This is a genomic window from Pseudomonas sp. GCM10022186, assembly GCF_042656385.1.
Taxonomy (GTDB): domain Bacteria; phylum Pseudomonadota; class Gammaproteobacteria; order Pseudomonadales; family Pseudomonadaceae; genus Metapseudomonas.
On record NZ_JBHSOU010000061.1, the window covers coordinates 8,882 to 29,166 of the forward strand.

The window sequence follows — 20,285 nt, forward strand, 5'->3', positions numbered from 1 at the left end:
CGGCGCCGGCTACAGCATGTCCCACGAGACCGGCGACAGCGCCACCGTGGTCAAGCTGATGCGGGTGGCCATGCCGCTGCCGGTGATCCTCTGCGCCGCCATGATCACCCGCGTCCGTGGCGCCGAGCCCGGCAGCAAGCGGCCGCCGCTGCTGCCCTGGTTCGCCGTGGGCTTCGTGGTGCTGGCCGCCGCCAACAGCACCGGGGTCATTCCGCCGCTGGTGCAGCAGGCGGGCAATGAACTGTCGCGCTGGTGCCTGGTGATCGCCATCAGCGCCCTCGGCATGAAGACCCAGCTCAAGGAGCTGGCCACGGTGGGCATCAAACCCATCCTGCTGATGGTGGGCGAGACCGCCTTCCTCGCCGCCCTGGTCCTGGCCATGCTGCACTGGGTCAGGTGAACCGAACCCCTGCGGGGTCATCGACGTCCTGGTCAAACAGGGCTTTATGCCGCGTCGGAGCTCTTACCGTCGGCTCCGTTACGCGGCTTTTTTACCCCCACCCTGCTGCGCTGACGGCGGTCGACGGGCATCGCTTCCAGACGTCCGATGAGTACTGGTCGCTGAGTTTTCTGCTGCATCACGATGGCTCGCGGTTACACGTGATCACCATGGGCAACGTCGCGCACCCGGAGCTTGGTTAAGTCGCAGGCTCGCAGCTTGCTATCGAAGGCCAGATCGAAGAGAGCCAGATCCCGGGCTCTCTCCGCAATTTGGAGCCGTACCCGGATCGCCCAGAAATCTCTACGTCGGAGCGGGGCTTTCTGCCCGGCCAATTTTCCTTTGTTCCAAGGTTGATGGCCGCAGATAGCAATGTTCATGGCTTGTCCTCCATGTGAGGGAGGACAACGATGGCCAGCGAGTGCAAGGGGTGCTAACCGGCCGAAAGCGATCATCGAATAGCCAGGAAATCCGGGGCGATTCAGTGCCATCCGGTTCCCTGTACGAATTCGCGCGCTATTTGTCCAATCAGCGCACGCACTGGGACTTGATGGTGCGTACAACCGGCGTGCAACTGCAATAAGATGCTTTGGCGTTTCAAGCTCCCGAGGCCCTATGTCACAAATCGACTGGCTGAGCAATCTCCTGCAAATGATCACCATCAAGGGTCAGTTGGAGGTCCGCTGTGCCTACGGTGCGCCATGGCGTGTGGTTTGGGCTCAGGCTGCGGCTCACGAGATTCCCTACCACATCGTGCTCAAGGGCCGGGCCGTTCTCGAAGATCCGGAGCGGGAGACGGCCATGGAGTTGGTGAGCGGAGATATCGTGCTGTTGCCTCACGGGGCGGCGCACGTGCTGCATGATGGTAGCGGACATGCGCCAGGGCTTACCTACAATCGCCAAGGTTCTGCAGGATGGATGCTCAGCGAGAATGATGGCCAGGGCGAGCATCTGGACCTGCTGTGCGGGCGATTTTTCATCGGACCGCCCCATGATCGGCTGATTCGCAATTATCTCCCCACGAATCTGGTGGTACGGGCCCTGGACCGCCATGGTGAAGAGGGCATCGTGTCCGCTTCGAATCACCTGGCCAGTCTCGTGGGGCTGATGCGCATGGAGTCCGACGGCGACAAACCAGGCGGACTCGCCATCCTCAACGCGCTTAGCTCGGCGCTGTTCACCCTGGTACTGCGCGCGGCGAGCGAGTCCGAGCAAGCCTCGGCAGGCTTGTTGGCGCTGGCCGGCCATCCACGGCTGGCCCCGGCCATTTCGGCCATGTTCGCCGACCCGGCGCGGCCCTGGAACCTGCCTGATCTAGCCGACTTGTGCAGCATGTCACGCGCCACCTTCATGCGGCACTTTCAGGACGCGCTGGGGCGTTCGGCCATCGAACTGTTGACCGATATCCGGATGAGCCTCGCCGCGAACGAGCTGAAGAAGCTAGCGATGACCACCGAGGCCGTGGCCGAGTCAGTCGGGTATCAATCCGTATCGGCATTCCGGCGTGTGTTCACCGACAGGATGGGAATGACGCCGGGGCAATGGCGCCGTCTGGCACGCGACGGCGAGTAATGCACTGCTGTCTTGATCCTTTCGAGCATTTTATTGAGCAGATCCAGTCTCGAAAGTCAGTATTGGGCAGACCTAAAGTGGAGACTCCAAATCACCTGATGCAGGAGTCTCCATGTCAAACGCCGTCATTGAATGCATCCTCAGCCGCAGCGCCGCCAAGTACTACGACCCTGCAGCCACCCTGAGCGATGACCAAATCCGCGAGTTGGTGCGCATCGGCACCTCCGCGCCGACATCCTTTCACTTGCAGAACTGGCGCTTCATTGCTGTGCGCACGCATGAAGCCAAGGCTCGGCTGAGTCCGATCGCCTGGAATCAGCCTGCAATCACCGATGCTGCCGTTACCTTCATCGTCTGCGGCCAGTTGGCCGATTCCAGCGTAATACCGGAACGCCTGGCGCCGTTGGTTGCAGCGGGCGTCATGCCGGAGACGATGGTTCCGGAATGGGAAATCCCCGCACGCGATCTGTATCAGGAGCACCCACAGCGGCAACGCGACGAGGCAGTACGTACCGGCACCTTCGGCGCGGCCGCGATGATTTATGCAGCCCGCTCACTGGGACTGGGTTCGACCCCGATGATCGGTTTCGATGCCGAAGCGGTGCACCGCGAGTTCGGACTGGCCGAGGACGAAGTGCCGGTCATGCTCTTGTCCATCGGGGCGGAGCGTCCAGGCAACTGGGCACAGAAGCCGCGCCGTCCGCTGGATGAGGTGTTGGATTTGATCTAGGTGCGACGCGGCGAAAGTGATCGCTGCGAACGACCAAGCGGCCTTCAAGTGCGAACCGACCGCAAGCGAGCTCCCTCTTGAAAGCCTGACCAGCTTCGACCCAGGGCCTGGGCGCGAAGTAGCCCGAGGGATGGTTCCCGCGTGGACTTTCCCCAATTAGCGAAACCAGTAACTGAAAGGAAGACAACGATGCAAAGATCTACTGCTCTGAAACCGGAACAGGTTCCGGCCGATTCGAAAGCGACTCTCGATATGTTCACCAAGAACATCGGGTTCACCCCAAATATGATGGCGATCTTCGCCCAGAGCCCGATTGCATTCAACGCGTGGGCCACCCTGCTCGGCTCCCTGAGCAAGGCGCTCGACGTGAAGACGCGTGACAGCATCGGGCTTGCTGTATCCGAGGTGAATGGCTGCAACTACTGCCTGGGGGTTCATAGCTTTACGGCCACGCACATGGCCAAGCTGCCGGCCGATGAAATCATTCTCGCGCGGAAGGGTCGTGCCAACGAACCGAAGCGTGACGCCGCGACCCAGTTCGCACGCAAAGTCATCGAGGCCCGCGGCCAGGTCACTGACGCCGATCTGAAAGCCGTCCGCGATGCCGGCTACACGGATGCGAACGTCATGGAGATCGTCGCGTTGGTGGCCATGTACTCCCTGACGAACTTTTTCAATAACGTGTTCGATCCCGAGAAGGACTTTCCCGCCGTTACGCCGGCAGGCTCGATCTGACCTCTATCCGCGCGCATCGACCATCACAGAGGGACCTGGAAGGTGTCATCTGATGCGAACGTAACGCTATAGCCCGGAGGCACCTCAGGAAAGACTCTTGGGAATGCCTCTGGGCTTTTCGTATGTGCCGACAAATCCAGGAGGAAGAACGTGACCTCGATCATCCAATTCTCATGCGCCGGCTGACGCCGTACCCTGATCGGCTACAACTCTTTTCCACCGTAACGCCCAATGGGGTCAAGGTCCGCCTCATGTTGGAGGAGACGGGCCTTACCTATGAGCCGCACCGCGCATGGCGAGCGAGAGCCACGATCCGGCCTTCCTCGCGCTGCTCCGTCAATTCACCCGCAGCGCATCGACAACCAGGGAAAAGGCCGGCGACGGTTGCCTTCGACTCGGGTAGTACAGGTGATATCCCGAGAAATAGGGGCACCAGTCTTCCAGTGCGCGGATCAAGCGTCCTTCTGCGATGTGCGGGGAAAACTCGTCCTCCGGCAGGTAGGCAATGCCCATTCCGCCCAGGGCGGCATCCACGATGTGGGGGGTGGTGTTGAACACCAGCCGACCATCGACCCTCACCTTGAGCTTCTTGCCCCGGCGCTCGAACTCCCAGGCATCCATGCCGCCATGGGTTGGGAAGCGGATGTCGATGCAACGATGCTTCACCAGATCGCGCGGATTCCTGGGGATGGGGTTTTCGGTGAAATAGTCCGGCGCCGCGACGGCCGCCATGCGCACTTGCGGACCGATGGGGATGGCGATCATGTCCTGGTCCAGGGTTTCGCCAAAACGCACGCCCGCATCGAAGCGATCGGCAACGATATCGCGGAAGCCGTAGTTGATGTCGAACTCCAACCGGATGTCGGGGTATGCCTTGAGCAACGGCATCAGCTTCGGCAGCAGGGTCGATTTGACGATGTGGTCGCCGCAGGTGATGCGTACCGTGCCGGCCGGCTTGTCGCGCAGTTCGGTCAACGCATCGAGTTCGGTCTCGATTTCGTCGAAGCGAGGGCCGATGGCTTCCAGCAGGCGTTCGCCAGCGGCCGTCAGCGCAACGCTGCGCGTGGTACGGGTGAGCAAGCGAATTTCCAGGCGCGCCTCCAGCGCCGAAACCACCTGGCTGATGGCCGACTGGGTGACGCCCAGCTGAGACGCCGCGCGGGTGAAGCTGCCTTCGCGGGCCACCGTCACGAAGGCCATCAGTTCGTTGAAGTTATGTCTGGGCATGACAACGTGCCTGGCGAGGAATTGATTAGCCAGATTTATAACCGCATTAAGCATTCATTAGCTAATCAAAGACCCATCACTTCGCAACAATAACGCCTCCCCGACTTGTCTCGCCTTGCTGCAGAGCCGTCCGCTCACGCCTCCGAGACGGGCCATTCACCCGAACAGGACGATCCAATGAAAAGATTCCTCGTATTGCTTGGGCTTCTGATCAGTTCGTTCACCACGATGGGAGCCGACATGTCCAACGGTGCGGACAACTTCTACAAGAGCGACAAGGTGACCCGGTTCTTCCAGGACAACCTGCAGTTACCAGAGCACGGCGAAGCGCTTGATGAATACCCAGGCAAGTGACGCCCCTGCGGGCACCGTTTCCATCCCCCAGGCAAAGGCGCAAACCGCCCATTGGAGCGGCGTGCTTGCGATGACGCTGTGCATCTTCGCGCTGATCGCCTCGGAGTTCATGCCCGTCAGCCTGCTGACGCCGCTGGCGGCCGATCTCCAGGTCAACGAAGGGATGGCCGGACAAGGCATCGCGATCTCCGGCGCACTGGCGGTCCTGACCAGCCTGTCGATTGCACGGCTCGCCGGCAGCATGGATCGCAAGACGCTGCTGCTGGCCCTGACCGGCCTGATGGCGGTCTCCGGCGCGGTCGTCGCGCTGGCGCCGAACTATCCGATGTACATGGTTGGCCGTGCGCTCATCGGCGTGGTCATCGGCGGCTTCTGGTCCATGTCGGCGGCGACGGCCATGCGCCTGGTCCCGGCCGACCGCGTACCCCGGGCCCTGGCCATCTTCAACGGCGGCAACGCCCTGGCCACCGTGATTGCCGCGCCGCTGGGCAGTTATCTGGGCTCGGTCATTGGTTGGCGCGGCGCCTTCCTCTGCCTGGTGCCAGTGGCGGCGGTAGCCCTGGTCTGGCAGTGGGCCAGCCTGCCGTCCATGAAAACGCAGGTGCGCACGCCGGCTTCCGGCAATGTCTTCAAGCTGTTCAAGGATCGATCCGTGGCGCTGGGCATGGCCGGCTGTGGGCTCTTCTTCATGGGCCAGTTCGCCCTGTTCACCTATGTACGGCCGTTCCTCGAAACCGTAACGCGGGTCGAGGTCTCCACACTGTCACTTATCCTTCTCGTGATCGGCGTGGCCGGCTTCGCTGGCACCCTGATCATCGGCGCGTTCCTCAGGCGCAGCCTGTACGGGACATTGAGCCTCATCCCGATCCTGATGGCGGTGATCGCCGTGGCGCTGATTCCCTTCGGCAGTTGGGCCGCCGCGGTCGCGGCGCTGCTGGGCCTCTGGGGGTTGATGGCCACCGCGGCCCCGGTGGGCTGGTGGAGCTGGATAGCCCAAGCCATGCCCAGGGACGCCGAGGCCGGTGGTGGACTGATGGTGGCCGTGATCCAGCTGGCCATCGCCCTGGGCTCCACGGTGGGCGGTTTGCTGTTCGACAGCAGTGGTTACCGCAGCACCTTCGTCGCGAGCGCAACCCTGCTGCTACTTGCGGCCCTCCTGACTTTCGCCACCTCGCGCTGGCAAGCAACACAGCGCGCCTGAACGCAGAACAGAATGAAAAGCACGCCGACCTGGCGCAACCATTGCCCACGGACGCAAGCCGGCCGGGGACGATCCGCAACGGCGATCTCATGCTGTACGGCGCGGAAACAGTGGTCGTCTTCTACCTGACGTTCGACTCGTCGTACTCATACACCCGCCTCGGCCGCGTGGATGCCCCCATCGACCTGGCGCAGGTGCTTGGTCGGGACGGTGTAAGGGTTGTGTTTTCGTCGGACTGATCCGGCCGAAGGCCGGGGCCGCCGACAGGTGCAGCGCACCACCCGGCGCGCTAGCGCTGCTGGCGAGATCGGCGATGGCCGCCTGGATGCTCTCCAACCCGCCGCCGACGTTGCCGAGAAAGCGCTCGCCGGCCTCGGTCAGGCTCAGGCGCCGGGTGCTGCGCTGGAACAGGCTCAGCCTCACTCCCTTACATTCATATGGTCCCGCGCCCAGGTGATGTAGTCGTCAGGGCAGCTGTATCGGGTGACCAGTTCCGAGGCGCTGAGGCCGTTACCGTTGGCGATGCCGCGCTGCTCACGCAAACTGTCGTAGGTGGCCTTGATCGCCGCAAAGTAGGCGGCATGACCATCCACCACGATGCGCACGCCCAGCTCCGCCAGGCGCAAGTCATCGCGCAGTTCCGGGTTGCCATAGGTCACCAGCATCAGCGGCACGCGCAGGTCTTCGGCGATGGCCTCGAGATGAGCGAAGTCCTTCACGCCGACCAGGCAGATGCCGTCAGCGCCGGCATCCTGGTAGGCGCGGGTACGGTGGACGACATCGGCAAGCGGCTGCACCCCCGCGTGGGTGCGGGCGACGATGGCCAATGCCTTGTCATCGCGGACTTCCCGGGCGGCGCGCAGCTTGCCGATGCCTTCTTCGACACTGATCAGGTCGTAGGATTTGCGTCCGAACTGGGCCGGCAACAGCGTGTCCTCCAGCGTCAGCGCGGCCACACCGGCGCGCTCCAGCTCGATCACCGTGCGCATGGCGTTGAGGGCGTTGCCGTATCCGTGATCGGCGTCGGCGATCACCGGCAGGCGGGCAACCCGGCCAATGCGGGTAGCCTGCTCGGCGAACTCGCTGAGGGTGATCAGGGCGATGTCCGGTGCGGCGAGCACTTGCAGGGACGCGACCGAGCCGCCCAGGATGCCGACCTCGAAGCCGAGGTCGGCGGCGATGCGTGCCGACATGGGATCGAACACGGAGGCCGTGTGATAACAGGCGGGACTGTCGAGCAATGCACGGAAGGCGTTGCGCAGATCGTGGTGACAGGCTTTCTGCATGGTCTTATCCCTTGGATCTTTGTCGGGTCTTCTACCGTTCAAGCTCTGCAAGTCCTGTACCCAAGGTCGAGATGCCTGTAGCTCGCCGATGCGACCGGTGTGACTCGCCGGCAAATGGGGGAAAGGCGCCGCAGTCCAGGGGAAGGAAGGCGGAAACCCGCCGCCGGCCAGTCCATGGCCCCTTGCACGGGCAGCATGATGGGGGGCGATCACGGCATCCGGGCCCAGATCGCCCAACAGGATCACTTGATGAAGCGCACCTGGCTGTTGATCTTCTCGATGACAGCGCCCTTGCGTTCGTTGAAGCGCGCCTTGTTCTGCTCGAAAAGGTTGTTGCCCTTGGTGTCGATGGAGATGATCAGAGGACCGAACTCGCGAACACGGTTGACCCACAGGGTTTCCGGCATCCCCAGGTCCTGCCACTCGGCGCGTTCGATTTCCTCCACCTTGGTGGCGGCCAGTACCGCGCAGCCGCCGGGGAACACCGCGTGCACAGCCTTGTTTTCCAGACATCCGGCGGTGGTTTCCGGGCCCATGCCGCCCTTGCCGATGATCAGCTTGACGCCGGTTTCCTCGATGAACTGACGTTCGAACTTCTCCATGCGCATGCTGGTGGTCGGGCCGATGGAAACCATCTCGAAGCTGCCGTCATCCTTCTTGCGCACGATCGGCCCGGCGTGGAAGATCGCCCCGCCACGCAGGTCAACAGGCAATTCGCGCTTGAGCTCGATCAGGCGGCGGTGCGCCACGTCGCGACAGGTCACCAGCTGGCCGGTCAGGTAGACCACATCGCCGACGTTGAGGGCCGCGAGGTCTTCGTCCTTGATCGGGGTCGAGAGAACTTTTTTCACAGTACTACTCCTTCGTGGGAGAGGATGTCGTAGGACAGGTCGGCGTTGATGCGGATCTTGCCACGACGGTGCGCCCAGCAGCCGGTGGAAACGGCCACGCCGATGGTCGACGGGTGACGCGCCGAGGATTCGATGTTCACACCCATCACGCTGCTGTTGCCGGTGAGTCCCTGGGGGCCGATGCCGATCTCGTTGAGGCCCTCCTCGAGGAGCCTTTCCATCATCGCCGCGTTCTCGTTGGGGTGGCTGGAGTCCACCGGGCGCAGGATCGCCCGCTTCGACAGGCGTGCGGCGGTCTCCACCGAGGTGGACACGCCGACACCGACCAGCAGCGGCGGGCAAGCGTTCACGCCGCGGGAGGTGATCACGTCGAAGACGAATTCGGTCACGCCCTCGTAGCCCTGGCCGGGCATCAGGACCTTGGCCGATCCCGGCAGGGTGCAGCCGCCACCGGCCATGTACACGTCGATCAGGGCGTAGTCGGCGTCGGGGATGATTTCCCAGTCCAGCCACGGGATCTTCGAGCCGGTGTTGGTACCGGTGTTCTTCTCGTCGAAGGTCTCCACGGCGTTGTGGCGCAGCGGCCCTTTTCTGGTGGCTTCCAGGGTCGCGTTCTGCAGGATGCCTTCCAGCTCGCCCAGCAGTGGGAACCTGGCACCAGCGGAGATGAAGTACTGGATGACCCCGGTGTCCTGGCAGCTCGGGCGGTCGAGCTTGTCCGCGTAGTCCTGGTTCTCGGCCATCGAATCGTAGATCTCGATGGCCAGGGAATTGGTTTCCGCGGCGCGCAACTTTGCGGTCTTTTCCTTGACGTCCTTCGGCAGGCGCTTGCCGATATAGGCGGTGAACTTGGCCATCACGTCGGTAAGCGATTGAACGGCTGATTCGTTATCCACTTTGATTCTCCTCACTGCATCACAAGGCGGGTCTGTTGGTATTCCGTTGGCGTGCCTGCTGAATCAGGCGCCGGTGGCTGTCGTGACCGGCTTTACGCTGTGGTTTGGCGCCGGTGATTCCTGCGCCTGGTTCTGTTCCGGCAGGTCGCTGCCGTCCAGCACCTGTTCCATTCGGGATTTGTCCAGGGCACCGACCCACTTGGCGATGGCCATGGTCCCGACCGCGTTGCCGATGGTGTTGGTGATGGCACGCGCCTCGGACATGAAACGGTCGACGCCGAGCAGCAGCACCATGCCGGCGACCGGAATGTTGTCCAGCGAAGCCAGGGTGGCAGCCAGGGTGATGAAGCCGGAGCCGGTGACACCCGCGGAACCTTTCGAGGTGAGGAGCAGTACGCCGAGCACGATCAGCTGGTCGGTCAGGGTCAGCGGCGTGTTGGTGGCCTGGGCGATGAAGATGGCTGCCATCGTGTAGTAGATGCACTGCCCGTCAGGGTTGAAGGTCAACCCGGAGGGGATCACCAGGCCTACCACCGGCTTGGAGACGCCGGCGTGCTCCAGCTTGTTCATCAGCTGCGGTACCACCGATTCCGAGGAACTGGTGCCCAGCACGGTGAACAGCTCTTCCTTGAGGTACTTGAGGAACTTCCACAGGCTGAAGCCGGACAGGCGAGCGATGAAGCCGAGGACGATGACCACGAACAGGAAGCAGGTCAGGTACATGGTCGCCATCAGCTTGCCGAGCGAAACGATCGAGCCCAGCCCGTACTTGCCGACGGTGAAGGCCATCGCGCCGCAGGCGGCCAGCGGGGCGACGCGCATGACCATGCCGACGATATGGAACATGCCGTGGGAGAAGGCTTCCAGCACATCGACCATCGGCTTGCCGCGCGGTCCGAGGTGGGACAGGGCGATGCCGAACAGGGTCGAGAACAGCAGGATCTGCAGGATCTCGTTCTTCGCGAAGGCATCGGTGACGCTGGCAGGGATGATGTGCAGCAGGAAGTCGGTGAAGCTGCCGGAGCCACTCGCTGCCGTGGCGGTGTAGGTGGCGATGCTCCTGGTGTCGAGGGTGGCCGGGTCGACATTCATGCCCTGGCCGGGCTGCACGAAGTTGACCACCACCAGGCCCAACACCAGGGCGAAGGTCGAGAGGACCTCGAAATAGATCAGCGCACGAACGCCGACCCGGCCGAGTTCCTTCATGTTTTCCATCTTGGCGATGCCGAGCACCACCGTGGCGAAGATGATCGGTGCGAAGACCATCTTGATCAGTTTGATGAAGGCATCGCCGACCGGCTTGAGGTCGGTACCGAATTGTGGCCAGAACACACCGAGCAGAATGCCGATGGTCACGCCGATCAGAACCTGGACATAGAGCTTTCCTAGGAATCGCTTGGCCATGGTGTTCTCCGAATTATTGTTGTGAGTCGGATTTGGGTTTCCACCCGGGCGGCTTTACCGGGCGATGGCGGGCAAATGCCCCAGAGTTCGTGTGGGCAATTCACGGAAGCAAAATTAATGGTTTCCCGGAAATTGAGTAATACAATGAAAGTTATTTCATTGTTTCTCTGGGGTTACTAATGAATCCGGTGTCCGAATTGGCCTTCTTCACCCAGCTGGTCAGGCTGGGCAGCCTTGCGGCCACGGCGCGTGAGCTGAACCTGACGCCGCCGGCGGTCTCCAAGCGTCTGGCACAACTGGAGCAGCGACTGGGCGTGCGGCTGCTCAATCGCACCACGCGCAGCATCAGCCTCACGGCGGAGGGCGAGCTCTATCTGGTCAATGCCCAGCGGATCCTCGGCGAGATCGAGGAAATGGAGAGTCAGATCTCCAGCAGCCGCGCGGAGCCCAAGGGATTGCTGCGGGTCAACGCGCCGCTGGGCTTCGGCCGCACCCACGTCGGCCCGGCCATTTCGTCCTTCGTCTCGCGCTACCCGGAAGTCGAAGTGCAACTGCACCTGACTGACCGGCCGATCAACCTGCCGGACGATGCCATCGACGTCGCCATTCGCTTCGGTGAGTTGCCCGACTCCCGGCTGATCGCCCGCAAGATCGCTGAGAACCGACGTCGCCTCTGCGCAGCGCCTGCTTACCTGGAACGCTTCGGTTCGCCGGAAACGCCCAAGGACCTGATGCGGCACAACTGCATCGTCTTGCGCCAGAACGACGCGGCCTTTGGCATCTGGCGGCTCAGTCGGGGCAAGCAGAGCGAATCGATCAAGGTACGTGGCGGCCTCAGTACCAATGACGGCGAGGTTGCATTGAACTGGGCGCTGGAGGGGCACGGCATCCTGATGCGCGCCGAGTGGAACCTGGCCAGTCACCTCAGGGATGGCCGCCTGGTCGAGGTCCTGGGCGATTATGAAACGCCGCCTGCGGACATCTATGCCGTCTATCTGGAGCGTCTCAACCTGTCTGCGAAGGTGTCTCTCTTCGTCGATCACCTGCGCGACGTTTTCCAGCACAAAGCGAAAGGACAGAGCGATAGCCTCGGCAAATGGCGGTAACGATCCGCCCGTCAACCCAATCGGTGCGAATGCGCACGGTCGATGCGCTGTCACTCGGCACCATGAACTACCGGGATTCCGAGGAACTCGCGAAGAAAACCTGCATCGCCCCCGTGCCGCCGCCCACCGCAGGACGGCGGCGCTGGCGTGGCCTGCTTCGCTTCGCACGAGGCGAGCGGGACGGGATTGCTGGCTGCTTCCGCTCAATGATGGCGGCCTGACGGCTTGCCACCTGGAACCATGAAGCTCCGGCCGAAGGCGCGGGACGCTCGGCGAGTGGCTTTGCTTGACCTCTTTCCAGACGAGACGTCAGTCCTGCTCGTGCCAGCGTTTGTGGTGCCGGGCCATTCAGCCGATGTCCTCGTGAATGCAAAGGAAGTTGCCCTCTGTGTCCCGGAACCAGGCCGCCTTTTCCGCACCCAGCACACAGACATGGTTCACTGTGCGCAGGTCGGGGTAGTCGTAGTCCTCGAACACCACGCCGTTTGCCTTGAGCTCGGCAATCGCCTGTTCTCCACCTGGAAGCTGATCGCCGTGTGATCGGCCTTGGTGCCGCCGGGGCGGGGAAACAGCGCCAGCAGCGCGCCGCCACCACACTCATAGATGAACTTGCCGTCCGGCTTCAGGCCAGCCGGCGTCAGGCCGAGCTTGCTCTCGTAGAAATCGCGCGCACGCAGCAGATCGATCACCGGCAGCATCGTCGTCACAATCGCCTTGGATAACATTCCAGTTCACCTCCCCACCGAGCGGCGCGCGACCGCCCGATGCATGTTCCGGCCGGCCCTGCCGACCTTTACTAGTAACATTAGGCAAGCGGGAAGCAGGAGGTAGGCGCGGTCGTCTGCTTGTGCACACCTCGTTCGGCAGCAGGCCGACCACCAGTGCTGTGCCCCCAAGCTGCGGAGGGTGTCTGCAGTGGTTTTCACACAGCCTGGATCCAAACGGCCTGCCAGTGACGGCGGAAAGCGTTCCCTCCGCTTGGGCCCATGCCGATTGGCGCCAACCGCAAGCTCCACTCTTCACCTGACTTCACAACCACCAGGTTCTACGTCACCAAATTGCCCTGGTCTTCCCGGGCTATGTATAAGGCAGAGTTCAATGGACGGTAGCGACAATCATGGCGGCCAGACTTTCGATTCGCTCTTATACGTTCGTTTCGCATACCCACTCCCATGACCACCATCAACTGGTTCTACCTCTGGTAGGAACCGTCGATATCCATACTGGCCGGCACGAGGGGCGAGCCGCCCCCGGACAGTGCATCATCACGCTCGCAGGAGACGAGCACCGTTTCGCGCCTGGCAAAGGCTCCTGTTTTCTTGTCGCAGACCTGGATGAGCTGCCATCCAGCATGCAGTCCTTGCAGGATTCCTTTGTCAGGGTGTCTGAATCGATGCAGGCATTCTGTTTCTTTGCCCAGAAGCAACTTGAACAGTGTGTAAGCCCCGCTCTGGAACGGAGCATGGGCGAATGGTTTGTGCAGCTCATGAACGAGCAGACGTTCCTGCCGACGATGGACCCCCGAATTGCAAGGGTCGTGGAATCCCTGGAAAAGGATCTCAGCGTATCCCCCTCCCTAGCCGAACTGGCTTCCGTGGCCTTCCTCAGTGTCAGTCAACTGAAATTGCTGTTCAAGAAAGAGACCGGCAAGACCACTGGCGAGTACTTGCTGACACTTCGCATGAACAAGGCAAGGGCTTTGCTGGTCCATACCGACTACCCGGTCAGCCTGATTGCCAGCCAGGTGGGTTACCAGGATCTATCTGCCTTCAGCCGTCGCTTCGCCAGCCACTTTGGTTATCCGCCCAGAAAGCTGCGCTCCAAGCAGTAGCAATAGCGGCTTTCAGCCACACAAAATCGGCTTTCCGGCAAACTCGGAATGCTCGTCGCGCGGTACGTTGAAGGGGTACCAGATAAGCCGGAGCCCCTGAAAATGCTGGATTCATCGATAGTCGTATTCGTCGCGACCTCAATGCTGATCATCCTTTCACCCGGCCAAGACATGGTCCTGGTGCTTTCCCACTCAATTGCCCGCGGCTCCAGTGCGGGCGTGATTACCGCTGCCGGCGTCGGCACCGGTTTGCTGGGGCATACGGTTCTCGCGGGCCTGGGCCTCGGCGCATTGCTGCAGGCGTCTGAGCTGGCATTCAGCATCATGAAATATGCCGGTGCAGCCTACATGCTGTATTTGGGCATCAAGGCATTTCGGGCACCGCCAATTGACCTCGCCAGTTCGACCCAGGCGAAGGGAAATCTGCACTCGCTCTTCTTGAGGGGCGCTCTATCCAATATAAGCAACCCCAAGATTGCGATCTTCTACTTCGCTTACCTGCCACAGTTCGTGAAAGTGGATAACGCCCATCCGACCGAGGCCTTGATGGCATTGGGGGCTACCTTCGCACTGCTGACTTTCGTGGTGAAGATGCCGATTGGATACTTTGCGGGGACGTTATCCGGAAAGATCCAATCACGACCAGCAGTTCAGGTCTGGCTGAATCGGACATGCGGTGGTGTGCTGGTGGCGATGGGCTTGCGCCTGGCTACGGAAAGTCAAACCGTAGCCTGATCAGCGAACATGGTTGGCATCGCGGGAAACAGCGGAATGCGATCATGAGTTTGATCCAGTCGGCGCGGCGAAGTGCGAGGCCGACGCTTTCACACAGCCCGGGCCGGTAGCGGCCTCTCGACAGTGGCCGCTACCGCCCATCTCAAGCACGACGGGAGCCAGGCTGTGCTTCCAACAGCGGCTGAATAACTCCCATGGCCGCATGGAAGTCCAGGCGATCCATGGCCAGGTCCAGCTCAGCCAGCTTTTCGCTGCCCAACCGAGCGAGCAATGACGATCGCATGCGGCCGTAGACTGAGCAGGCCTCGAAATCCTGTTGCTGCAGGAGGTCGTAGAGCTGCGAAACCTGGATCGGTGTGCAGTCCGCGGGGTCATGCTCATCCACTTCAGGCATCCCCTGGCTGGCGAGCCACGCTTTCGCAGCGGTCAGCGTGGCGTCCAGGTCCTCTGCGATCACAGCGAACGACTTCTCGACCTCTGTGCGGTTGCCGGCATGAATGGCCGTTTCCAGTTGCAGCGCGGTTGCGGCAAAGCGCCGTGCACCCAGTGAGCCGAGAGAGCCCCGTAGCGTGTGAAGCAGGGTCGCCGAGTCACGCTGTCGACCTTCCTCCCAGGCACGACGCGCCTCGCCGAGGGGAGCGCGCCCATCGGCCACGAATTCCCTGACCAGTGCTATGAGGGTGCCGAGATAGACGTGGTCGTTCTTGCTGAGGGCCATTAACGGCCCGAGATCAAAGGTCGCCGGTTCGTCGACCGGGGGCCTCGAGGACACTGGCGCCGGAACTGCGGGGAGCGATCCGGCCATGTGGATGCCAGCGGGCAGATGTTGGCCGATGACAGCCAGCATCTGCTCGACGTTGATGGGTTTGGCGATGAAGCCATCCATACCCGCCGCTACGCACTGGTCACGTTCGTAATCCAACACGCCCGCAGAGATGGCCAATACAGGCAGTTGCAAGTGCAACTCATCGCGGATCACGCGGGTCGCGGAAAAACCATCCAGCACCGGCATGTGCACGTCCATGAGCACCAGCTGATATCGCTGCGAATCGGCACGCAACCTGTCGACAGCCTGTTGGCCATTGTCGGCGACCTCCACGGTCGCACCGGCGTGTTCCAGCATGCCTCTGGCTACCGCCTGATTCAGCGGATTGTCTTCGACCAGCAGCAGGTGCACACCCTGCAAGGGTTTGGCGGAACCAGTGCTGCCGCTCTCGGGGAGGTCGCCGATCTGCAGCCCTGTCCGTGCTGCCAGTGCTTCAAACAGGGTGTCGAACAGGTTGGAGCTGGTGACAGGTTTGATCAAAACCGCATCGGCCATGCTCGCCGCGGGCGACTGCATCAGTTGGCCCTGCGCGAAGGCACTGACCATGACGACAGTGGGTAACGCGCGCTTGGGGAGCAGCGCACGGATCGCCTGCAGGGTACTGAGGCCATCCATCCCGGGCATCTGCCAGTCGGCTATGACCACATCATAGAACTCGTTGCGCAGTCGCAGACTGCGCACCCGTTCCACCGCTTGCTCACCCGAGGCCACGCCATCGACTTGCCAGTGCCAGCCGGCGATCATCTTGCACAGGTACTCACGGTTGGTCGGGTTGTCATCGACCACCAGAATGCGCAGATCGCCCAGGCTGATTCGCGATCGTTGCGCACTGTCTTCGCTGGCCTGGCTCGATTGCAGCAGAAGCGGAAGCACCACGCGGAACTCACTGCCGGTGCCAACCCTGCTGTCTACGCCGATGGTGCCCTCCATGAGGGTCACCAGGCGTTTCGAGATCGCCAGCCCCAGACCCGTCCCGCCGAAACGACGGGCGATGGTGCTGTCGGCCTGCGCGAATGGCGCGAACAGGCGCTCCATCTGTTCGGCGCTCATACCGATGCCGGTATCGCGCACCCGGAAGCACAGCGTGACGGTTTCCGCATCGCCCTCCTCCCGTTGCACCAGTACGGCAACCTCGCCACGCTCGGTGAACTTGATGGCGTTCCCCACCAGATTGACCAACACCTGCTGCAGGCGCTGCGCATCACCGATGCAGGCTTGCGGTACGTCGGGCTCGACCCCGATGACCAATTCCAGGTCCTTGTGCGCCGCGTTGACCGACATGACAGTGGCCAGCGCATTGAGCACATCGTCCAGGCGGAACGGGGCGGGGTTGATCGACAGTTGCCCGGCCTCGAGCTTGGAGAAGTCCAGCACGTCATTGAGAATGACCAGCAAGGACTCACCGGCGCCCCGGAGCATTTGCACGTATTTGCGTTGATCGGCGGTCAGGGAGGTGTTGGTCAGCAGTTGGGCGATGCCCAGCACAGCGCTCATCGGCGTGCGGATCTCGTGGCTCATGCTGGCGACGAATTCGCTCTTGGAACGACTGGCCAGCTCCGCGCGCTCCTTGGCATTGCGCAGCTGCTGCGCCGCTTCCCGCTCCTGGCTGATGTCCTTGCCAATGCCGAGGAACCCGACAATGGTGTCGGCCGAATTTCGCACCGCAGTGACCGTCAGCTGAACCGGGAGTTGCGAGCCATCCTTGCGCACATAGGTCCACTCGTGGGTTTCGGCCCGCCCCTGGCGTGCCCTGGCTACGAACACCTCGAAACCGGTAACCGGATAACCCAGCTCCTGGCTCAACTCGTTACCACGCGCTTCCACCTCCTCGCCGAGATGCAACAGGGACGTCCCGTGCTGGTCGACCAACTCGTCGGCACGGTAGCCCAGCATCCGCTGCGCCCCGGTATTGAATGTCTTGATGGTGCCGGTGACATCAGTGGCGATGATCGCGAACTCACTGGCGGCATCGACCAGGGTGCCGAAGCGGATCTCCGACTCGGTGAACGCGACGGTCAGTTTCTCGGCGAGTGCCCGCGCGTCCTCACGCAAGGTGGTCAGGTTCCGCACGACGAAGAACAGCAGCAGGCTGATGAGCGAACCGCAGACCAGGACGACATCCGCTTTCTGCCGGTCGATCGAGGCCTCGAATGCCGGGAGCGTCGTGAGTTTGAGGGTCCATTGATGATCCGCCAGGGTAATGGTCGATTGGCGGGTGAGCGGATTGGGATACTGGGCTTGCTCCCGCGCCGACAGCGAGCCCCGGGAGTACATCCGGGCCGACTCGGCTTCCCCATTGCCATCGAAGATCTGCAGGGCATATTCAGCGGGCTGGGTACCGAGCGTCCCCGCCATGAAGTCATTGATCCGCAGCGGGCTGTACACATAGCCTTCCAGGGCCAGACGGCGCTCAGCCACCGTCGAGATCGGCATGCCATTGCGATAGATCGGCAAATACAGCAGGGCACCTACCTGTACGTCGTCATCCGTCTCCTGCACCAGCCTGACCTTGCCGGAAAGGGTGGCCTGGCCTGAATCCCTTGCCTGGGTCATGGTGGCGCGGCGTACCGATTCGGTCAGCATGTCGTAACCGAATGCCCGCAGGTTCCGGCCGCTGAACGGTTCGAGGAACAGGATCGTGCTGTATTCCTCGCGCTCGCCAGGCGGCCAGACCCGGAAATCGGGGAAGCCTTCCGCCCGCACGCGACTCTCCAGCGCAGCCTTGTGCCCCGGCGCGAAATACTTCGCGTAACCGATGCCCTGAATGCCGGGATAGGTTTGTGCGACATCCTGGGTCAGGACGAATTGCCGCCATTCATCACGCTCGACCGACTGGGACGCGCGGAACAGTCCCTGGCCGCTGCGCAGCACTTGTTCATAGGCTTTCAGGCGCTCGACGATGCGCTGTTTGACGTCATTTTCCAGGAGCGCGAACCGGGCCGCGGCGTTGGCGTCCGCCTGTGATGCCATGAAATGCCAGGCCAGCACGGTCAGGCCGAGGCTGACGGACAGCGCCAGCCAGTACGGGCGAACCTGGCGAAACGGCACGGCGAGCCCCGTTGCCTGGACGCTACTGGACCGTTCAGCGAGATCGGCCGCCAGCACCAGGCCGGTGACGCTGGTGAGCGCAATGAATATTTCCAGGGTCAGCAAGGATTCATGCAGTGTGCCGCTGGTAAAGGGCCCGTAACCCTGAGTCGTGCTCCAGACGGCGCTGCCGGTCACCAGCAGCACGACCACCGTGACGCCGCGTACCCCGTAGCGATATGCGGTCCAGGCAATGGCGGGCAACAACAGATACACCAACGCGTGGTTGCTGGCATCGCTGGGAAAGCGCCTGCCGAACAGGGCCAGCAGCACCAACGTCAGCCCTATCGCCGACAGCGCCATTTCGAGGGCCGATCGCCTCGCTGCGGATGCCCCGGACCGAGCGCCCCAACTGAGCAGCAAGGGCGTCAGCATAAGGATGCCGGCGGTATCGCCCAGCCACCAGGTCGTGGCGATGATGGTCGTCGCGGGTGCTGGTGCGATACCGCTGAGGATCAGGCTGCTGGTGCCGATACCGGCACTGACCGTGCACATCAGCAGGGTGACCAGCACGAATTGGGCGACGGCTTGCGGTGATGCCAGGAAGCGTCCGGACTTCACCCAGGCGCGCAACAGATAGCAACCGAGCACGGCTTCAAGGGTGTTGCCGATGGCAATGGCCCATGACGCAAGGATCACCGTGCCGCCGGGCGCCACCTGATTGGCGGCGAACACGGCAAAGTTGGCGGCAAAGGCACCGATGGCAATGGCCGGCCACACGCGATAACCGAACAGCAGCAGCGCAGCGAAGGCAATGCCGGATGGCGGCCAGACCGGCGATGCGTTGGTGTTGGCGAAGGCCAGGAGCAGCCCCAGGCGAGCGGCCCCATAGTAAAGGGCGGCAAGCACGAGGACGACGCCCAGCCAGCGTGCGGGGGTTGCCGGGTGCAGAGCGCTACGCTGCATGGGGAATGTCCTTTCCGATCGGCCCTGGAGTCACGGCCGGGTACTTACGATGGCACGGTTGCGGCCTGCGACCTTGGCCTGGTAGAGCGCCTGGTCGGCCAGGGCGATCAACTGCAGCGTGGTGCTCTCCACAGTCGGTACCAGGGAAGCCACGCCGACGCTGATGGTGACCATGGCAGCGGTCTCGGACGCCTGATGGGCGAGCTGCAGATTCCGTACCACCTCACAGAGCTGCTCCCCGTACTTTCTGGCGCCATGGGCATCGCTGTGCGGCAGGATGATGACGAATTCTTCGCCACCGTAGCGCGCAACCAGCTCCCCGGGTCGACGAGCGACAGTGTCGATGGCTGTGGCTACACGCTGCAGGCAGACGTCGCCCTGGGGGTGACCATAGTGATCGTTGTAAGCCTTGAAATGGTCGATATCGATAAGTGCCAGCGCCAATGGCAAGTGCTGCCGACGGTGCCGCTCGAATTCCTGCGTCAGGACCTCATCGAAACAGCGACGGTTGTACAGCCCGGTCAAGCCGTCGCGGTTGGCGAGCTGGCGCATCATGGACGTCTGTTGCTGCAGACGCAGGTGGGTCTGAACGCGTGCCCGCACCACAGGTGGATTGAAGGGCTTGGTGATGAAGTCCACGGCGCCTGCTTCCAGCGCCCTGATTTCGCTGCCCATACCGGTGTGCGCCGTAACGATGATGATGGCGCAGTCCCTGGTGGCCGGGTCGGCCTTGAGCGCGGCACAGACCTCGTAGCCGTTCATGCCGGTCATTTCCACATCCAGCAGGATCAGCGCCGGCTGTCGTGATTGCGCCAGCTCGATACCCATCTCGCCGCTGGTGGCGAACAGGATCTGACCTTGGTCCTTGAGCATGCCGCTCAGCAAACGAATGGTATCGGCGCTGTCGTCAATGATGAGGATCAGGTTCGCTTCGGCATGTAGCTCGGGCATTGAGACATCCTTTTCGTAGTTATTACTGCTCGCCCTGCGGCTCGCCACCCGGTCGCACCAGGCTCTGCCCTGGCATTGCTTGTTGCCGCCGAGGCCGGCTCCAGGTCACCGCACCATCGTGATTCGCCCAGCCGAATGCAGTGTGCAT

19 protein-coding genes and 1 pseudogene are annotated in these 20,285 nt (G+C 62.4%); 11 read left to right on the forward strand and 9 right to left on the reverse strand.

Going from position 1 to position 20,285, the window contains the following annotated elements:
• Positions 1-400: putative sulfate exporter family transporter (locus ACFPU0_RS20790; protein WP_377695173.1), on the forward strand; the 400-nt coding region annotated here is incomplete at its 5' end.
• Positions 401-597: 197 nt separating this feature from the next.
• Here the strand turns inward: ACFPU0_RS20790 and ACFPU0_RS20795 are convergent.
• Positions 598-819, reverse strand: a pseudogene (locus ACFPU0_RS20795) (integrase); the annotation flags it as partial.
• Positions 820-1,054: 235 nt separating this feature from the next.
• Here ACFPU0_RS20795 and ACFPU0_RS20800 point away from each other — a divergent pair.
• From ACFPU0_RS20800 to ACFPU0_RS20810, 3 genes are all read left to right on the forward strand, one after another.
• Positions 1,055-2,011: an AraC family transcriptional regulator gene (locus tag ACFPU0_RS20800; RefSeq protein WP_377695174.1), complete on the forward strand. Its 957-nt coding sequence runs from the start codon at positions 1,055-1,057 to the stop codon at positions 2,009-2,011.
• Positions 2,012-2,123: 112 nt separating this feature from the next.
• Positions 2,124-2,741 (forward strand): nitroreductase family protein, encoded by a 618-nt coding sequence (locus ACFPU0_RS20805; protein ID WP_377695175.1) that lies wholly within the window; start codon positions 2,124-2,126, stop codon positions 2,739-2,741.
• A gap of 189 nt (positions 2,742-2,930) precedes the next feature.
• Complete coding sequence (locus ACFPU0_RS20810) at positions 2,931-3,476, forward strand: carboxymuconolactone decarboxylase family protein (RefSeq protein ID WP_377695176.1); 546 nt, start codon at positions 2,931-2,933, stop codon at positions 3,474-3,476.
• Positions 3,477-3,812: 336 nt separating this feature from the next.
• Here ACFPU0_RS20810 and ACFPU0_RS20815 read toward each other — a convergent pair whose 3' ends face one another.
• Positions 3,813-4,703, reverse strand: a complete 891-nt coding sequence (locus ACFPU0_RS20815) for a LysR family transcriptional regulator (protein WP_377695177.1) — start codon at positions 4,701-4,703, stop codon at positions 3,813-3,815.
• A gap of 177 nt (positions 4,704-4,880) precedes the next feature.
• Between ACFPU0_RS20815 and ACFPU0_RS20820 the strand changes: the two genes are divergently transcribed.
• Genes ACFPU0_RS20820 through ACFPU0_RS20830 form a run of 3 tightly spaced genes read left to right on the forward strand, consistent with a single transcriptional unit; the run spans position 4,881 to position 6,497 of the window.
• Entirely contained in the window at positions 4,881-5,057 is a 177-nt protein-coding gene (locus ACFPU0_RS20820) for a hypothetical protein (RefSeq protein WP_377695229.1), read from the forward strand.
• Entirely contained in the window at positions 5,038-6,258 is a 1,221-nt protein-coding gene (locus tag ACFPU0_RS20825) for an MFS transporter (RefSeq protein ID WP_377695178.1), read from the forward strand. The genes ACFPU0_RS20820 and ACFPU0_RS20825 overlap by 20 nt, the downstream gene beginning before the upstream one ends.
• The gene (locus ACFPU0_RS20830) at positions 6,255-6,497 is read left to right on the forward strand and encodes a cyclophilin-like fold protein (RefSeq protein ID WP_377695227.1); all 243 of its coding nucleotides are present in this window, start codon (positions 6,255-6,257) and stop codon (positions 6,495-6,497) included. Before ACFPU0_RS20825 ends, ACFPU0_RS20830 begins: the two co-directional genes overlap by 4 nt.
• A 180-nt stretch (positions 6,498-6,677) precedes the next feature.
• Here the strand turns inward: ACFPU0_RS20830 and ACFPU0_RS20835 are convergent, their stop codons facing one another.
• The 4 genes from ACFPU0_RS20835 to ACFPU0_RS20850 form a co-directional block, all read right to left on the reverse strand.
• Positions 6,678-7,544, reverse strand: a complete 867-nt coding sequence (locus ACFPU0_RS20835; RefSeq protein ID WP_377695179.1) for an isocitrate lyase/PEP mutase family protein — start codon at positions 7,542-7,544, stop codon at positions 6,678-6,680.
• 242 nt (positions 7,545-7,786) lie between these two features.
• Positions 7,787-8,395: a L(+)-tartrate dehydratase subunit beta gene (ttdB, locus tag ACFPU0_RS20840; protein ID WP_120650582.1), complete on the reverse strand. Its 609-nt coding sequence runs from the start codon at positions 8,393-8,395 to the stop codon at positions 7,787-7,789.
• Positions 8,392-9,291, reverse strand: a complete 900-nt coding sequence (gene ttdA, locus ACFPU0_RS20845) for a L(+)-tartrate dehydratase subunit alpha (protein WP_377695180.1) — start codon at positions 9,289-9,291, stop codon at positions 8,392-8,394. The genes ttdB and ttdA overlap by 4 nt, the downstream gene beginning before the upstream one ends.
• A gap of 63 nt (positions 9,292-9,354) precedes the next feature.
• Positions 9,355-10,695, reverse strand: coding sequence for a dicarboxylate/amino acid:cation symporter (locus ACFPU0_RS20850; protein ID WP_377695181.1), 1,341 nt, complete (start codon positions 10,693-10,695; stop codon positions 9,355-9,357).
• 179 nt (positions 10,696-10,874) lie between these two features.
• On the opposite strand from ACFPU0_RS20850, the gene ACFPU0_RS20855 reads away from it, so the two are divergent.
• The gene (locus ACFPU0_RS20855; RefSeq protein WP_377695182.1) at positions 10,875-11,801 is read left to right on the forward strand and encodes a LysR family transcriptional regulator; all 927 of its coding nucleotides are present in this window, start codon (positions 10,875-10,877) and stop codon (positions 11,799-11,801) included.
• Positions 11,792-12,022, forward strand: coding sequence for a hypothetical protein (locus ACFPU0_RS20860; RefSeq protein ID WP_377695183.1), 231 nt, complete (start codon positions 11,792-11,794; stop codon positions 12,020-12,022). Before ACFPU0_RS20855 ends, ACFPU0_RS20860 begins: the two co-directional genes overlap by 10 nt.
• Positions 12,023-12,238: 216 nt before the next feature.
• Here the strand turns inward: ACFPU0_RS20860 and ACFPU0_RS20865 are convergent, their stop codons facing one another.
• A complete protein-coding gene (locus ACFPU0_RS20865) occupies positions 12,239-12,526 on the reverse strand; it encodes a VOC family protein (protein ID WP_377695184.1) in 288 nt (95 codons plus the stop codon).
• 392 nt (positions 12,527-12,918) lie between these two features.
• On the opposite strand from ACFPU0_RS20865, the gene ACFPU0_RS20870 reads away from it, so the two are divergent.
• Together ACFPU0_RS20870 and ACFPU0_RS20875 are read left to right on the forward strand one after the other, a co-directional pair.
• A complete protein-coding gene (locus ACFPU0_RS20870) occupies positions 12,919-13,632 on the forward strand; it encodes an AraC family transcriptional regulator (protein ID WP_377695185.1) in 714 nt (237 codons plus the stop codon).
• 102 nt (positions 13,633-13,734) lie between these two features.
• Positions 13,735-14,367, forward strand: a complete 633-nt coding sequence (locus ACFPU0_RS20875) for a LysE family translocator (RefSeq protein ID WP_377695187.1) — start codon at positions 13,735-13,737, stop codon at positions 14,365-14,367.
• 142 nt (positions 14,368-14,509) lie between these two features.
• On the opposite strand, the gene ACFPU0_RS20880 is transcribed toward ACFPU0_RS20875, so the two are convergent.
• Together ACFPU0_RS20880 and ACFPU0_RS20885 are read right to left on the reverse strand one after the other, a co-directional pair.
• Positions 14,510-19,186 (reverse strand): CHASE domain-containing protein, encoded by a 4,677-nt coding sequence (locus ACFPU0_RS20880; RefSeq protein ID WP_377695188.1) that lies wholly within the window; start codon positions 19,184-19,186, stop codon positions 14,510-14,512.
• Between the two features lie 30 nt (positions 19,187-19,216).
• A complete protein-coding gene (locus ACFPU0_RS20885; RefSeq protein ID WP_377695189.1) occupies positions 19,217-20,137 on the reverse strand; it encodes a diguanylate cyclase domain-containing protein in 921 nt (306 codons plus the stop codon).
• Positions 20,138-20,285 lie beyond the last annotated feature (148 nt).